The following is a 17063-nucleotide window of genomic DNA, read 5'->3' on the forward strand; positions in this document are numbered from 1 at the left end:
ATATGAGAACAGAATGGTTTCCTCTGGTAAACGAGGAAGGTGAGACGATCGGAAAGGCTACTCGCAAGGAATGTCATAGCGGAAGTAAGTTGCTGCATCCCGTAATCCATTTACATATCTTTAATAAGGATGGAGATCTATATCTCCAAAAACGTTCCATGAACAAGGATATACAACCGGGTAAATGGGACACGGCCGTAGGTGGGCATATTGATTATGGAGAAAGCGTGGAAGAGGCCCTGCGCCGTGAGGTTCGTGAGGAATTGGGCATTACCGATTTCACGCCTGTCTTCATCAAACGTTATATATTCGAGTCTTCCATAGAGAAGGAATTGGTAAACAGCTTCCGGACCACTTACGATGGCCCCATCACCCCCAATCCCGAGGAACTGGACGGAGGACGTTTCTGGCCGATCGAGGAGATCAAAGAGAATCTGGGGAAAGGCGCATTCACCCCGAATTTCGAAAAGGAATTCACCGCTATTTTCCTATAGGATAAAAACGCTACACTTCAGCTAGAATAGTTATTCAAGAGCCTGTTTATTCTTCGTAAGATACAGTTACATTCCACAAACTACGGCGTGAACTGTACAGACCACGACGTGAATTATACAAACCATGCTATGGTCTGTACAGTTCACGTCGTGGTTTGTGGAATGTAACTATATATGATTATCTTTATATATAGTAAATAAGATGTTTTGTCCTATAGTAATCGACCTATTATATTATAACTGTAACTCCATATGTATCTTACCTCGAAACCTAACAATCTTTGCCTAAAGCACTAATACCTCTACCTTAAATCTAATGTTTGTTCAGACCTTAAAACTAATCTTATATATTAATGTGTGGTTTATACATATCTTGCGCCGTCAAACCGCATTCCTTTTTCATACGGATGCAATAATCGAGCGTTCCTACCTCCGGCGTGATATTGTTGGAACCGAACGTGAACTTTACACCCGCGGCTTTCGCTTTCTGAATGATCGCTTTATTCGGAATATGATAAAGCTCGTTTATCTCCAAAGCCTTTCCACTTTTTGCCAAGGCATTCACGAAACGGTCGATACGCTCTTCTGTCCAAAACATATCATATCGGTCACTCATCGCATCGGGAAGGAAACAGGAATTCACGTACATATCGACCGGCTCTTCCAAGACAGAACAGATACGGTCCAACATCATATCCATATATGCTTGCTCATCATCGATAATCACTTCCTTGTTTACCCATAGGTGCGTACGCCGCCCCTTATGATCCAGAAACGTCATGGCATCGGTAAACACATAGTCAAAGCTGTTGCGGGCCGCCTCCGAAAAGGTTGTTACCCACTCACGTCCGTCTGCTCATCCACGGCATTCGCCCATTGAGCGGGAATGTCTATTCCTTTCGCGCTAAACGCCTCTAACGAGATATTCTTAAACTGAAGATTTCCACGTCCCGTACCCACCAGCGAGATAGTACCTTGGGATAACAATGCTTTAGCGTTCTCCTTCAAACGGAAAGGTTTGGAAGGCTCTATATATTCTACGACAGTCTCACCATTAATCCGCACCCGGACAAGCCGTCCTTCTACCCGGATATTCATCTTGAACCATTCGTTCTCTTTCACGAAACTCTTCGTCAGGTTCCGGACCGACACCAAGCTACCCGTCATCCGCCACCAAACCGGATCTTCCCGATCGTTGTTCAAGGCGATACGGTATCCTTTACGATCCGTAGCGTCCGTATGGATACCAATATAACCTTTGCCACCGGTCGTGGTACGTACAGCCATATCTAACTCGAAGTTCGTATAGCCTTTGCCATCGTTCAACAAAGCACGGGCGTTGGAACCGGCCAACGTAAGGACATCATTTTGTATGACCACGACGCCGGATGTCTTCCATGCGTTGTGATCGACCGTATCGGATACGTTCTCTTTCGTAAATCCCGTGAACACCAAACAGGCGATCACGGCGGCAATCATTAATTTAATCTTCATGGCATCTCTTTTTAAAAGTTATGCCGCAAATGTATCCGGGAATAAGAAGCAAAAAGAAGATTGATATAAAAATGTAGACAGTACGATCCGCTATCCTATTAAATACAAATCAGTTAATAAAGATCACTATCCTAAAAAATGTAGATTGATTATAACGGATTCCGGTTAACCCCGATCCTCATCACCCAACCTTCAAACTCATCACGAGGCACTAACGCCTTATTACGTACCTTGGTCCGGTAGTTATAGATCGTACTCAACGAACAACGAAGAAAAGCGGCTATCCTTACGCTGTCCGTAACTCCCAACCGCATCAAGGCGAATATACGAAGTTCCTTATTCAACAGATCCTCCGATTTCAAGACGATACGTTCCTCGGGCTGCAACAAAGCGTTGAAGTCCCTGACAAACGTAGGATATAATCCAAGAAAGATTCGATCGAAGTTAACATAAAGCGCTTCCACCTCATTCTCCACCATACGGGTCGAACGGAGCATCTTGAATAACTCGTCCAACTGTTTATTCATCGCCTTTTTCTGTAGCGATTTCTGGTAATCCTCCAGTTTATTAATATAGGTGGAGCAGAGATCGAGGAAATGAGCGATGTATTCCTCCTTGATATGGTTTGACTCCGATAGCTGTATATTTCGCTCTTGCAATAAATTATTCGTCTCGCTTATCTCTCCATTCAACTTTACCAAACAGGCATTGGTATTAACCAACTCTTCTCGTATCGCTGAGATCTTCCGCATCTGCCTATACACATAGGCAAGAGAAAGGATCAGAAAGAGCGTCAATAGGCTGATCAACAAGAAATAAGTCATCAATTGCCTTTTGCCTTGAGCTTCCCGTGTCTGATAGGAAGCATTAATGATAGGATAGAATTTAGAGATCTCATTCATGCGGAACTGTATATTGCAAGTAACGGCACCTTCTATAGCTAGCTGCGCATATTTAAGGGCATTGGATAGATCACCACTTTCATAATAATTCAACGCCAGCTTTTGGATAGAACCACTATCCAAGAAGGCCCTCTTGATATCGGCGATAACCGACAAGGTATAATAGTCTCGGGCGAGATCGATACGCCCATCCATATCATAAACATCTCCCAGCAGATAAGTGATCATCGCGAAATTCGGGTTATACCGCTCCTCTTTCTCCAATAAAGGGATGAGCACCTTCTCCGCAGACCTCGCCTGTCCGTGAGCCAGATATTTCTGCGCCAGATTTATCTTATACCGATAAGAGACCGTATCTAAGACAGACAATAACGAATCCTTGTATAAATCAAGTTGTTTCCTATATTCAAAAGAATCCAGATTCGTACTGTAATAAGAGAAAAACGAATAATAAGCCTCATAGAAATCCTGTTTCTGCTCTTTAGACAGCAATTCACGGTCTATGCTTCGCAACAGACTTTCCGACTCACGGTACATCCCGGAGAAAGCATAAAGCGTAGCCAGTCGTAAGCGGGAAGTATAGATGCGTGCCGTATCCTTCATAAATGACGCTATCTCCATATTCCGCTTTATGTAATAGATGGCCGAGTCTTGTTGTATTTTCTTGAATTCCTCGTATAATTGGTGGTTGATCTCATATTCCTGCCACAACGATATCTTGCTCAAGAGAAACATGTCCTTTAGCTGCGTGATCCGTTGCTCCCGTTGCTGCAGATAAAAAGATCTATTCAAAACAGCTTCATCCAACTCCTTGGCCAACGTGTCCCCTCTCAGCCCTCCCCATGCGAAGACCTGAACCATCCCGACAATTAGAAATAAGATTACCTTTATTAGTTTATTCATTACACGAACTGAGAATTATCCAAAAGAAAAGGGTTCAGTCAAATCAACAGAGCATAAATAGCTTACCTCGGCTGAAGACTGAACCCAATATTTTAAAACGCCCCGAAAGGGTGTTATTTACACATCTCGTTGATGATCTGTATTAATTGACCGCCTAATTCCTCGGCTTCCTCCATCGTATGGGCCTCAGAGTAGATACGGATGATCGGTTCCGTATTGCTCTTACGCAAATGAACCCATTTATCCGGGAAATCGATCTTCACTCCGTCGATATCCGTAATATCATATTGAGAGAACTTCTCTTTTACTTTCGCTAAAATAGCGTCCACGTCGATCTCCGGCGTTAACTGGACTTTTTGCTTGGAGATAAAATACGGAGGATAAGAAGCCTTCAACTCGCTCGTCTTCATCTTCTTCTTTGCCAGATGAGTCAGGAACAAGGCGATACCTACCAAAGCGTCGCGTCCGTAATGGCTGGCCGGATAGATCACTCCACCGTTGCCCTCACCACCGATCACGGCATTCGTAGCCTTCATCTTGGTAACCACATTTACCTCGCCTACAGCGGCGGCATTATATTCGCAGCCATGAGCACGGGTAACGTCGCGAAGCGCACGGCTTGAGCTCAGGTTACTTACCGTATTACCCGGTGTATGACTTAATACGTAGTCACTGACAGCGACCAAGGTGTATTCCTCGTTGAACATCTCGCCATTCTCGCAGATAATCGCCAAACGGTCTACGTCCGGATCTACTACGAAACCGACATCCGCTTTCGCATGTCCCATCAAATCGGAGATCTCTGTCAAGTTTTCCGGAATGGGTTCCGGATTATGAGAGAAGTTTCCATGAGGGGCGCAATGCAGCTTAAAGATTTCCTTCACACCCAACGCATATAACAAATCCGGGATCACGATACCGCCTACGGAGTTCACGCAATCGATAGCGACACGGAAGTTAGCGGCCTTAATAGCCTCCACGTCCACGAGATCCAGATTCAAGACGCTCTCGATATGTTTTTGCTTATAAGTCGCATTCGGGATTACCTTGCCCAAATGATCCACGTCGGCGAACTCGAAGTCCTCGGCGGCAGCTATGCGTAATACCTCAGCCCCCTCAGCGGCATTCAAGAACTCACCTTTCTCATTCAAAAGCTTCAAGGCATTCCATTGCTTCGGATTATGACTGGCGGTAAGGATAATACCTCCGCAAGCCCCTTCCATAGCTACGGCCAATTCGGTAGTCGGGGTCGTGGCCAGATCGATATCCACCACATCAAATCCCATACCGGTAAGCGTTCCTAGGACGACTTGTTTAACCATCGGACCGGAGATACGTGCGTCACGCCCTACAACGATCTTATTGGTCTCCACTTTTGTGTTTTTTCGGATGAATGTAGCATAAGCGGCTACAAACTTAACAATAGCTAACGGATTCAATCCGTCTTCCGGGCTACCGCCTATTGTACCGCGAATACCGGAAATAGATTTAATTAGTGTCATAAGTTTTCTTCAAATATATATTCTAGAATTTCGTAATATACAGGTTGACCGTTTGATTGATCATTATAGGCTCCTCTTTTGAAAGGCACTATCATTTTCACTTTAGCCCGATCTCCAACATACTTCAAAGGCTCTTGCATTCCCTCACTTACATAATAATAAGAGGGATCATAAGGTGAATTCTTCGAATAATCCCCATATGTAAAAGCGATAGGAGAAGTTCCATTACTATGCGGGCCATAGTTCTCAATAGCGACAATAGTAGAATCCATGAAGTAACTCATCTTACAACGGTACAACATTTTCGTCTTATATTGCACCGCTCTCTGATCGCTTCCCTTATCAATAATATTCAAATAGACACCATTATCCAAGAGCACAAACTGATTTTCCTTAAATACGCTATCAGCAGGAAAATCATCTAAGATCTCAAGGCCCTTATCATCGATAAAACGCTCGATTGCCTTTTTCTCATCTTTCAACATATCCGTGTACGACTTTGTCTTGCTACAAGAGATAGCAACTAATGCGGCACACAGAATCAACAGGATATTAAAACCTTTCTTCATTTGTTAGTCTTTAATTGAATGAATCGCAAATGTAAATAATCTTCGTCAAACCTTACGCATGTTTGCCTAAATCTTCTGATTTATTAGGATTAAATTCCTGTAAACCTTTCTCAAACACGGCTACGGCCTCAGATAAAGAGCCATAGAACTCACCTCCGGACGCATTTTTATGTCCACCTCCGTTGAAATAAGTAGAAGCAAACTGATTGCAAGGAAAATCGCCCACGGAGCGAAGCGATACCTTTATGTAATCGCTGTCCTCACGAATAAAGACACTAAAGCTTACGTTCTCTATGCTTAACGGCAAGTTCACGAAACCTTCCGTATCTCCAGTCTGGTACTGAAAACGATCCAGTTCCTCTTTCGATAATGTGATAAGAGCCGCCTGTTGTTCCGGATAGACCCTCATCTTCTCATACAACACATATCCCATCATACGTAAACGGCACTCGGAATAGACCTGATTCACCTTACGATAGATCAAATCCTTATCAATCCCCTTCTTGATCAATTCGCTGACGATCGTATAAATCTCCGGTTTATTCGAATTATAGGTGAACGATCCCGTATCCGTCATCATACCCGTATAGATACAAGCGGCGGCATCCCGATTCAATAAATCGAACATCCCCATACGACAAATAAAACGGAAGATCATCTCACTGGTAGAAGACATCTCCGGATACGACATCGTCACACGACAAAAATCCGCGGGGTTCAAATGATGATCAATCATCACCTTGCGGCCTTCTGAGGCGATCACCGCCGGAGCCAGTTTCTCGATACGTTTGGGTTCATTGAAATCGAGGCAGAAAATAACATCCGCTTCCTTGATCAATTTCTCGGCGAAATCCGGATATTTCTCATGTATCACGACATCCTTAGCGCCCGGCATCCATCTATAAAAAGAGGGAAATGCGTTCGGTACCACTACCGCTACATTATCCTTACCGTAAGCGGATAGGAAATGATATAAACCAAGGGATGAACCTAATGCGTCGCCGTCTGGTGAGACATGCGTCACGATAACAAAACTCTCGCCTTTCTCTACATATTTTTTGGCTTTCTGAATCTTCTCTTCTTGAATGATTTTAGTGATCATATAATCTTTTTGTTTTCACCCCAAAGGTACGACTTTTTTAGTTTCCGGCTATCAAAAAAAGTTCAATAAGGATCTTTACTGATATTATTAACAAAAGGGTTAAGGCGGCCAACAAAACTTTTGGTTCCCGTATCTTCATATATATCAAGCATAAAACAAGAAAACCATAACCTCCTAGCATCTCAAAGAAGCTAAAACGCCCCGTAATCGTCGCATAAGGCAGGGCGCTGAACACGTCCACCACCCTTACCATGCCATGAACCAGCCCTTCTACGATCTTCTGTATCCAGTCATATCCACAGAAATCCACCGGATAGCCTAACCACAAAAAGGCAAAAGGAATCAAAAACATAGCCAAGAGAGTGACCGGTAGATTCGTAAACAAGAAAACTGTCGAAAATTGTCCAAAATAATAAAAACAGAGCAAAGCAGTCCCTATCTGCGCAGCTATAGACACCGTAATCCATTCCCAAGGCATGGCCAACAAAGGATTTCTCACCACTATCCATTCCTTGAAACGAGGCACTAGGAATAAAATAAAAAACACAGCCAAATAACTTAACTGAAAACCGACATCAAACAGATAATACGGATTATAGGCCAGCATACAGAAAGCGGCGGCGGCCAATGTATTATATCCATCCGTAACACGCCTAAGCGCCCTTCCTGTTAAATATAAAGATAGCATCAAGGCTGCCCGTACCGCCGAGGGCGCTAATCCTGTGATAAAGACAAACCCCCAAAGACTTCCCACCAGAATGATATAACGAACCCAACGTCCTATCCCCCATCTTGGCATAAACGAGCAAAAGAAAGATAAGAATCCACAAATCACGGCAACATGAAAACCGCTCACCGCTAATATATGAGACACGCCCGCCAAAGAGAAGCGCCTTTTTGTTTCCCGACTCATCGCTTTCTTATATCCCAATGTCAATGTAGCCAAAATAGATTTCTCCTCATCAGACAAGCGTAAGCGATCAAATGTATTTACCAAAGAATATTGGGCCTCGCTAGCCAATAAATCTAAAGAAGAAGCAGGCTCATTTACAAGCGCTATACGCCAGTCACTATACCAACAGACCTCAACCGCCAAACATACAATCAAAACAGAGACTATAGCTCCCCATATCCAACGGGAATCGTATCGCAACTCAGCATGCCCTCGCCCCCACGAGAACCCCAGAAAAAGAAAAATCAGAGCAGATAAAACCCCTAAAACATATAAGAGCAAAGAGGTAGGTAAAAACGCATAGCATAAAATTCCGGTTATCCATAAAAAAAGCGGCCGTACAAAAGGCCGCTTTTGTATTTCCTCAATCATGATAGTTAGGTTTTGGTGATATATTAATGTGTTCTACAAAGCTTTCAAGTCTTTAATTGTTTGTATCGGATCTGGAGATTTGAATACGAAGTTACCGGCGACTAATACATCGGCACCTGCGTCAACCAAACGCTTTCCCGTCTCTAAATTCACCCCGCCATCTACCTCGATCATAGTACTCAATCCCTTCCGGTCTATCATTTCTCGTAAACGGGCCACCTTATCTACGGAATGCTCAATGAAGCGTTGACCACCAAATCCCGGATTCACGGACATCAATAAAACCATATCCACATCTTGGATAATATCTTCTAATAAGCAGATGGGCGTATGCGGATTCAAGGTAACACCCGCTTTCATGCCCGTTTCCTTAATAGCCGCTACCGTCCGATGCAAATGGGTACATGCCTCATAATGCACGTTCATCATATAGGCTCCCGTAGCCGCGACCTCAGGGATAAACTTCTGGGGCTCCACGATCATCAAGTGCACATCCATCGGCTTCTGGCATATAGGCTTTAATGCGTTAAGTACCGGGAAACCAAACGAGATATTCGGCACGAATACCCCATCCATAATATCCAGATGCAACCAATCGGCGTCACTTTTATTTATCATCTCCACCTCCTTCCGCAAATCCAGAAAATTAGCGGAAAGCAGGGAAGGCGCTATCAAATGCTTCATAATCTTGTCTTTTGTTTTTACAAAAGTACACAAAAAAAGAAAGAGAACCTAATAATATAGATTCTCTTTCCGTAATTCTTAGTTCAACACATACCCGCAGAGCTCCGGACGTACAGCCGGTTCCGCTTGATAAGCCCTCGCAAACTGTTTCAAGAAATCCATCGTTTGCTTCCGAGGCGAACTTTTCGCCTCCGGGGCACTTTTCACTTTTTTCTCCAAATCATCCATGCATTGCGTAGAAAGCTTCCTCATAGGCACCTTTATTTTTATCTTGTTTGCTAATAAAACGTAGGGACCTAAGACTTATTGCATGGAAAGAAAATTATTTTACACCATAGATAGCTCGATACGGTTCTCATCGGCCATACGGCGCATATTCAATATAGCGTAACGCATACGCCCTAAGGCCGTATTGATGCTAACCCCCGTGATATCGGCGATTTCCTTAAAACTAAGATCTTGATAGTAACGCATCTCCAACACCTCACGCTGGTTATCCGGCAAATGCTTTACCAATTTCTTCACGTCAGACAATACTTGATGGCGCACGATATTATCCTCTATCGTACCATCGCAAAGCTTGATGTTATTAAATAAGTCGATTTCTACCTCATCATTCGAGATCGTGTTCTCGCTACGTTCCTGACGGAAATTATCTATAATCAAGTTATGGGCAATACGAGTAATCCATGCCTTAAACTTGCCGTTCTCGGTATAGCGACCTTGTTTTATAGTCATGATAACCTTCACGAAGGTCTCTTGAAAGATATCCTCCGTAAGCTCTTTGTTACGTACTATGAAATAAATGTAAGAATGAATGCTACTTTTGTATCGATTTAATAAAATATCGAAAGCGGCATTATTACCTTCTGCATAAAGGACAACCAATTCCTCGTCGGTCATCATTTTTAAAGTCTTCATTACTTTCACATTTTTAGTTTATTCGAGTAATGTTTATGCTATAGGCGATGGGGTTTAACTGTTATACAATGTTATTTATGAAAGCAAAAGAACGAAAAATATTTTAAACCAACAAACATTTTATTTCAAATTATAAAAAGAATGTCCCCTGCCCGCACCTTTAACGTACGAACAGGGGACTTTACTGATCTAAAATATATGTATATTAGAACTTGTATCCCAATGTCAAAGCTACACGAGTCGTGTTTGTTTTCATCGTGGCGGGTTGGGCTTCGAGGAATGGCTTCGGATCATCTCCCGCAAACATATTAGAGAACGCATAAACATCTTCCTTATGCGTACGGAATACACAAGCCAAGTCCGTATAGAAGTTCGGGGTGAAGCGATAACCGATACCTACCGTATAATTCATGACCCCTTTATCGATCGTATAATTAGGAATCGTACCAACCGTAAAGACCTCTTTCTCTCCATTCTTCAGTTTATCCTTGATCGGACTATCGCTGTAGGCGACACCTGCTCTTACGGCAAATTGAGGAGTAACCTTTACCTCCGCACCTACACGGATCGTATTCATTGACTTGAAATTATCCGTTATATCTTGGTTAGTATACACGTTACTGCTACCATCCGTTTGATACATACGCATATTCTTATAATTCATCAACTCGTAATCAACGCTTATCAAAGCGGTCGTACCCAAGATTGCGGCGGCACTAAAGATCCATTTATCCGGAGAACGGAATTCATAGTCATAATAAGCATTATTAGGAGTAGCCGCATCCAGTTTACGCTCCTTCATCTCCCCTTTATCCATAAAGGTCAGATAAGAACCGGCCTCACCATAATAACGATCTGTCATCTTATACCACGTAGGTGAATTATAAGCTACACCTAAACGAAGAAAATCAGTAGGACGAACAATGGCACCCACATTAAATGAATACCCGGTACCATCCGTATCCAAGTAATTATCTAAGTATAAATTATTGCCGTTCGTAAATTCCTCATCATACGATGACTGATATCTATAGTTCAGATCCGTAATCGCAACCGTAGCGCCAAGCATCACAAGTTCCGATATATTTATACCGAAAGCCAAGTCATATTGATCCACGGAACCTCGCTCTGAAACTTTTAATTGACCTCCTTGCAATAAATACGGACTCCATTGCCCATCCGCATCTTTATCCCCGAACGCACTATAATACTCTTTATCATTATCGTTATATGAATCCATATAACCGGCATTGTATCCTAGAATAGATAGCCAATCACCTAAGTCTTGGTTATTATAAGGGTTATAGTCTTTACCCTCCCCCAACAGTCCGCTAGGCATTCCTGCCGCACGCATGGCCACATAATCAGAAAGAGAAGTATTCAAATCACCTCCTGTAGCCATCGTATAGTTCCGGTTATAATTCTTCAAGCGATTATAAGAGAAACCAACGTTCCAGCTCACGATACCCTCATCATTCGCTGTCGGGAAATATCCTACGTAAGCGATATTATCGAAACTCACCTTCGTACGGCTGTTGTCCACCTTCGAACCAAGCCAATCGGTCTTCGCGGAGGCCGAAGACAAACTCAATGTCGTAACCACCTCCGAGCTTTTATAAATCGCCAAGCCTGCCGGGTTCGTATTCATAGCGGAAATATCACCACCTAACGCACCAAAAGCACCACCCATTCCTAAATAACGAGCCGTACCATTCAACTCCGTCTGGGAATACTTAAAGGCATCCAACTGTGACTGCGAAAAAGCGGTGCCGCCACACAGGGCAAGCACCGACATTATAATTCCTATCCTTTTCATCGTATCTCTAATTTTATCAACCTAACACTTTTACCTGCGACCACCACCGGCACGGCCACCTCCGCCACCAACAGAGCCTCCACTAGAACGACCTCCACCGAAGCTACCGGAAGAAGAACCTACCGAACTACTACGAGAAGGAGAGGAACTTCTAAATTGACTGGAAGAAGAGCGACTATTTGAGAAATCGCTACTGCTTCTGGAAGAAGAACGTGTTACCGGAGCTGAATATTGACGTCCGGAAGAAGATGCGGCTCCAGAACTACTTCTGGAAATCCTTGTTCTCGCCGAGCTATTACTTATGCCCGAGCTACTTCTTGTCGTTGCCGAATTTCTAACAGAAGAAGAGGAACGACGTCCCGCACCAGAGGAAATAGCAGATTCCCTACGGGTAGATCCCGCACGTCCATTGCTCAAGGAACTTGAAGACGAAGGTCTTGTAGTCGATCCGGAATTTCTCAAGGAAGAAGAGCCACTGCTCCGCCCACCTGTATAACCGGAACCTCTGCCACTCGCATAAGAGCGATTATCTCGATAAGAAGAACGTCCGTTTGAATAATGTCTACTTGGAGTCGAATAGTAACCGGGATAGTAATGATGGTGATGTCCCCAATGGCCACCCCAATAGCCTCCACCCCAGCCCCAAGACGGGCCATACCATGGATCGTACCACGGACTATAATAGCCGGCATAAAAGCCTCCCCAGCCCCAGCCGAATCCCCAAGACGGGCCGTAGAAGCGAGATGAATAAGTCCACCAAGGGCTATAACTATAGAACCAAGGATCGTACCAACCTGTATACCAAGGCGAGCCCCAACCGTTGCCGACATTGATATTAAAATTCACGTTCGCGCTACCGTTCGAATAATCCGTATCATAGCCGTAACCATAATATCCGTCACTCAGATACAAATCGACTTGATCCGCTCCGGCGATCGTAATCTTACTCGGCGAATGATAACGAATGATACGTTCCGTATATTCAGTATCCGAACGACGCTCGGAAGAAGACTCATTCTCATCGCTATCCTCATAGATAACGGAATCATCCTCACGATAAGGCTCCTCCACCTCGACTGATGTATAACGACGGTTATATTCATCCACATCCCGGCTGTCTGAAGAAGCTTGGCTCTTGGCTGTAGCGACCAGGGTCCTAGACTCCTGTTTCGGCTGAACAACCTTTTTCTCTTCAACCTGTTCTTTCTTTTTCTTGTTTTTGGAAGAGAAATACACATCATCAAAGAACTCCTCCTGAGCCGCGGCACTAAACGCGATCAGAAGCATCATCACTAAAGATGTTAATTTCATGGGTTTCATATTTGTTTCTCCTCTACATTAAATAAATATTTTTCTCTTTTCATGTTTGACACCCTTTTATGCAAAGGGTTTAAACGCTTTTTAGTTTTATAACAATAAACTCAATGCAATGTATGTACAAATATAATCGGTTCACGCTAATGTCCCAAGATTTACATATACTTTAACTTATAAAACTCACACATTTATTGTTATCTATAAAAGAAGATGCAAAGTTGGCGTAAACGCTGCAATCTCCGCAAATTCTTATTATTTTTGTTTCAAATTATAACGAAAAAATTACGCATATGGTATTAGCCTCGACAATAGATTTCACATTGCCCTTAGCGGACCCGGTATTAAAATTTCTCTTGATTCTTTTAATTATCCTGGCCACTCCCCTTTTATTAAACAAGCTGAGAATCCCTCACCTGCTTGGACTGATCATTGCCGGCGCAATTATCGGACCGCACGGCTTTAATCTCGTATTACGGGATAGCAGCATTATCTTGTCCGGGACGGCGGGATTGCTTTATATCATGTTTCTCGCCGGATTGGAAATCGATATGGCGGATTTTAAGAGAAATAGTACGAAAAGCCTAGCTTTCGGCATGTACACATTCCTCATTCCGATGATCCTAGGAACGGTTGTCGGGATATGGGTCCTGCGATTCAACGTATTGACCTCCGTTTTACTCGCCAGTATGTTCGCCTCCCATACATTGATCGCCTATCCGATTATCAGTAAACTGGGTATCAGCAAAAACAAAGCTGTCAGTATCACCGTAGGAGGAACGATGATCACTGATACCTTGGCATTGCTCGTCCTAACGATCATTGTCGGCATGGCCACCGGACAGGTCAACGATATGTTTTGGATTCGTCTGGGGGTTTCCATCTTGATATTCGCGTTAATCGTATTATTCGGTTTCCCTTTCATTGGGCGTTGGTTCTTTAAGCATGTACACGATAATATATCACAGTATATATTCGTGCTGGTGATGGTATTTCTGGGATCTTTCCTAGCTCAGGTAGCGGGCATGGAGGCGATCATCGGGGCGTTCTTATCCGGACTAGCCCTAAATCACCTTATCCCGCAAAGCTCACCCTTGATGAATCGTGTCGAGTTCGTAGGAAATGCCATATTCATCCCATTCTTCTTGTTGGGCGTAGGTATGTTAATAGATTATCGTACGTTCTTTACCAGTTTCGAGACCATTAAAGTTGGGCTTATCATGATTATCGTAGCTACGGCCGCCAAATACATAGCCGCTTGGATGACCCAAAAGACTTTCCATCTGTCCACGGATCAGCGAAGCGTTATTTTCGGCTTAAGTAACGCACAAGCCGCCGCTACATTGGCCGCCGTGATGGTCGGATATAACGTAATCACCGGAACAGACGCTAATGGGGAACCAATCCGGTTATTAAATGAGAGCGTGTTGAACGGTACGATCCTGATGATACTTGTCACTTGCACCATCGCCTCTTTCGCCGCCCAAAAAGGCGCTCATAACATAGCGGCCCAAGATATATCCGATAAGGAGGAAAACAAAAAAGAATCAGAGCATATCTTGATACCGGTCAGCAATGAAGAGACCGTGGAAGAGCTGGTCAACCTCAGCTTGGCGATCAAATCTCCCCAAAACAAGAACGGCTTGTTTGCCCTAAAAGTGATAGATAACCATCATTCAGACGAGAAAGCGTTAAAACAGTCCCGCAGGGTTCTACAGACCGCAGTCAATACGGCTGCCGCCACGGATACCCGGATGAAAGATTTATTAAGATATGACTTAAGCGTATCGAATGCTATCGCCAGCGTGGTAAAAGAGCGGGAGATCACAGATCTGGTAGTGGGATTGCACAAGGAAAAAGATATACCGGCGGCCTTCCTAGGCCATATCGTGGAAAGCGTATTGGCGGAAAGTAGTGTAAGTACATTCATATACAAGCCCGCACAACCCATCTCTACTGTTAGACGGCATCTGATCATCATCCCGGAATTGGCCGAAAAAGAAATCGGTTTCAACCAAATCATCTTCCGGCTACGAAACGTGACCCAGAACACAGGTGCAGCGACAGTCTTTTACGGTTCGGAAGCGACCTTGAATGCCTTAAAGAAATTATTAGCCAAGAAAAGCGGAGAAGCCAGTTATATCGAATTCAACGACTGGGATGACTTCCTGATCGTTTTCCGGGATATAAAACCGGACGACACGATGTGGATTATCCTTAGCCGCAAGGAAGGACTTTCCTACGCTCCCGCCATGGCCCGTATCCCCAAGTACCTCAACAAATACTTTCAGGCAAACAGTTTCGTCTTGGCATATCCCGTGCAAGCTGGCATGAACGAGGGCACTCGCTATCTGACTTAGCCATTACGGAACCAGCCTCTCACGCCAAGACTTTCGAGGTGAGTACGGCATTTTCCGCTTAGCGTATCCCAGACGGAGGATCAAGGCAGGAATCTCGTTGGTGAAAGACAAGTCTTTCGCCAGCAAACCGGAAAGATCACGCACCTCACAAGGCTGGTTCAAAAAGGCGAAAGCGATATTCTTTTCCGTAGCTCTCAAAAGAAAACGTTGCAAACTCCGGCCTAGCGCAAACCATTCCGGTAGCGTATTTGTCCGTAAGGCGAACCCTATTTTGTATGCCGGCTTTCAAGACACTTCCCATGATTTCAGTTCTCGCTTAAACAGACGATCGCTCATTTGCCGGTTATTCCCCGCAAATATATAAGAAGAAAGCGTATCGAACTCCCACTTTCCGTTCATGCCCGGACAAACGCCTCAAAAACAAAAAATCCCGTAAAGCTTTCGCCTTACAGGACTCTCTGCGGAAAGACAGGGATTCGAACCCCGGGAACCTCTCAGTTCAACGGTTTTCAAGACCGCCGCAATCGACCACTCTGCCATCTTTCCAATAAGTAAATCGTGTGACCTGGGAGGGGCTCGAACCCTCGACCCAATGATTAAGAGTCATTTGCTCTACCAACTGAGCTACCAAGTCAACATGTTATTTGTTTGAGTGACCTGGGAGGGGCTCGAACCCTCGACCCAATGATTAAGAGTCATTTGCTCTACCAACTGAGCTACCAAGTCATTCTGTTTTGCTATCGTTACTTTTTCAAACCACCGTTTGTTTCTCGATTGCGGGTGCAAAGATAGAGGTTTTATTTTTCCCCGCAAACTTTTCGACTACTTTTTTTCTTAAAATTTTAATCAAACTCGTAAATATCCGAGGGTGTAGTCCGCTTCAACGCTACCAATGAGACATCTTTCCCTACCCTTATGCCCTCTTGGAAAAGACGTATATCCACTGTCTTATAGGCCAGTTCGGGATGGTTATTGTCCCGGCTGAGATGGCAAAGCCAGATATTCTTCAAACCGGTATTATAATGGGTCGCCAAGAACTCTGCAGCCTCCCTATTACTCAAATGCCCGGTGGGGCTCGCCACCCGCTCTTTCAAGAAAGCGGGATATGTACCGAAACGAAGCATCTCCTCATCATAGTTCGCTTCCAATATTAAATGGTTCGCCATGCAGATATATTTCCCCACCGTGTCCGTGATATGGCCTACGTCGGTAGCGAAAGTGAATTTATGATTACCATACTCGATATGGTATCCCACATTATCAGTACTATCGTGAGGCACCTCGAAAGCCGTGATACGGAAATCACGGATAAGGAATGGAACTTCTTTTTCTATAACCTTGCGGGAGACACATAAGGTCTCCTCCACATACCGGCTCTTATCAATCCCCCGGTGCACGTCGGCTGTCGCATAGACAGGAATGCAAAGCTTCTCGCCCAAATACCCGACCGTCTTGATATGATCCGCATGATCGTGGGTAATCAACACGGCCACGATCTTGGTAAAATCGATCGACCGGTCCTTCAATACTTTCTTTATGGTCCGGATTCCGATACCTGCGTCAATCAGCATACCGAATTCCGAAGTCCCCAAATAATAGCAGTTCCCACTGCTCCCACTCGCTAAACTCAGAAATGATAGTTTCATACTCTCCTATTCCGCAACACTGCTTTTTTTCT

The 17063-nt window shown here is 44.1% G+C and carries 14 protein-coding genes, 3 tRNA genes and 1 pseudogene; 2 read left to right on the forward strand and 16 right to left on the reverse strand.

The genetic code is table 11. The annotated features are described in order from the left end of the window. Positions 1–2 precede the first annotated feature (2 nt). Entirely contained in the window at positions 3–494 is a 492-nt protein-coding gene (locus DWY79_RS10010; protein WP_122369309.1) for an NUDIX domain-containing protein, read from the forward strand. Between the two features lie 343 nt (positions 495–837). Here DWY79_RS10010 and DWY79_RS23370 read toward each other — a convergent pair. From DWY79_RS23370 to DWY79_RS10060, 11 genes and pseudogenes are all read right to left on the reverse strand, one after another. Beyond that, positions 838–1988: pseudogene (locus DWY79_RS23370) on the reverse strand (family 16 glycoside hydrolase). A 149-nt stretch (positions 1989–2137) separates the two neighbouring features. After that, entirely contained in the window at positions 2138–3793 is a 1656-nt protein-coding gene (locus DWY79_RS10020) for a DUF6377 domain-containing protein (protein WP_122369310.1), read from the reverse strand. A gap of 113 nt (positions 3794–3906) precedes the next feature. Further along, positions 3907–5295 carry a phosphoglucosamine mutase gene (glmM, locus tag DWY79_RS10025; protein ID WP_005858149.1) on the reverse strand — a complete coding sequence of 463 codons (1389 nt, stop codon included), beginning with the start codon at positions 5293–5295 and terminating at the stop codon, positions 3907–3909. Next, a complete protein-coding gene (locus tag DWY79_RS10030) occupies positions 5292–5864 on the reverse strand; it encodes a DUF4827 family protein (RefSeq protein WP_005858151.1) in 573 nt (190 codons plus the stop codon). Before DWY79_RS10030 ends, glmM begins: the two co-directional genes overlap by 4 nt. 52 nt (positions 5865–5916) lie before the next feature. Next, positions 5917–6966, reverse strand: a complete 1050-nt coding sequence (locus DWY79_RS10035) for a bifunctional oligoribonuclease/PAP phosphatase NrnA (RefSeq protein WP_005866290.1) — start codon at positions 6964–6966, stop codon at positions 5917–5919. Between the two features lie 37 nt (positions 6967–7003). Next, entirely contained in the window at positions 7004–8290 is a 1287-nt protein-coding gene (locus tag DWY79_RS10040; RefSeq protein ID WP_122369311.1) for a ComEC/Rec2 family competence protein, read from the reverse strand. A 33-nt stretch (positions 8291–8323) separates the two neighbouring features. Beyond that, the gene (rpe, locus tag DWY79_RS10045) at positions 8324–8974 is read right to left on the reverse strand and encodes a ribulose-phosphate 3-epimerase (protein ID WP_008774230.1); all 651 of its coding nucleotides are present in this window, start codon (positions 8972–8974) and stop codon (positions 8324–8326) included. 78 nt (positions 8975–9052) lie between these two features. After that, positions 9053–9226 carry a hypothetical protein gene (locus DWY79_RS22745; RefSeq protein WP_005858156.1) on the reverse strand — a complete coding sequence of 58 codons (174 nt, stop codon included), beginning with the start codon at positions 9224–9226 and terminating at the stop codon, positions 9053–9055. A gap of 75 nt (positions 9227–9301) precedes the next feature. Continuing rightward, positions 9302–9895 carry an RNA polymerase sigma factor gene (locus tag DWY79_RS10050; RefSeq protein WP_008774229.1) on the reverse strand — a complete coding sequence of 198 codons (594 nt, stop codon included), beginning with the start codon at positions 9893–9895 and terminating at the stop codon, positions 9302–9304. A 205-nt stretch (positions 9896–10100) separates the two neighbouring features. Continuing rightward, positions 10101–11711, reverse strand: a complete 1611-nt coding sequence (locus tag DWY79_RS10055) for an OmpP1/FadL family transporter (protein WP_005866281.1) — start codon at positions 11709–11711, stop codon at positions 10101–10103. Positions 11712–11741: 30 nt separating this feature from the next. Further along, a complete protein-coding gene (locus DWY79_RS10060) occupies positions 11742–13031 on the reverse strand; it encodes a hypothetical protein (RefSeq protein ID WP_005866279.1) in 1290 nt (429 codons plus the stop codon). Between the two features lie 287 nt (positions 13032–13318). On the opposite strand from DWY79_RS10060, the gene DWY79_RS10065 reads away from it, so the two are divergent. Next, positions 13319–15385 (forward strand): cation:proton antiporter, encoded by a 2067-nt coding sequence (locus tag DWY79_RS10065; RefSeq protein ID WP_122369312.1) that lies wholly within the window; start codon positions 13319–13321, stop codon positions 15383–15385. A gap of 3 nt (positions 15386–15388) precedes the next feature. Here the strand turns inward: DWY79_RS10065 and DWY79_RS23030 are convergent, their stop codons facing one another. The 5 genes from DWY79_RS23030 to DWY79_RS10090 form a co-directional block, all read right to left on the reverse strand. Next, positions 15389–15583 (reverse strand): hypothetical protein, encoded by a 195-nt coding sequence (locus DWY79_RS23030; RefSeq protein ID WP_230327875.1) that lies wholly within the window; start codon positions 15581–15583, stop codon positions 15389–15391. Between the two features lie 263 nt (positions 15584–15846). Continuing rightward, positions 15847–15931, reverse strand: a tRNA-Ser gene (locus DWY79_RS10075). A gap of 15 nt (positions 15932–15946) precedes the next feature. Next, positions 15947–16019, reverse strand: a tRNA-Lys gene (locus DWY79_RS10080). 19 nt (positions 16020–16038) lie between these two features. Continuing rightward, a tRNA-Lys gene (locus DWY79_RS10085) sits at positions 16039–16111 on the reverse strand. Positions 16112–16227: 116 nt separating this feature from the next. Next, a complete protein-coding gene (locus tag DWY79_RS10090) occupies positions 16228–17031 on the reverse strand; it encodes an MBL fold metallo-hydrolase (RefSeq protein WP_005858162.1) in 804 nt (267 codons plus the stop codon). Between the last annotated feature and the right edge of the window lie 32 nt (positions 17032–17063).

The organism is Parabacteroides sp. AF27-14, from assembly GCF_003635425.1.
GTDB classification, from domain to species: Bacteria; Bacteroidota; Bacteroidia; order Bacteroidales; family Tannerellaceae; genus Parabacteroides; species Parabacteroides distasonis.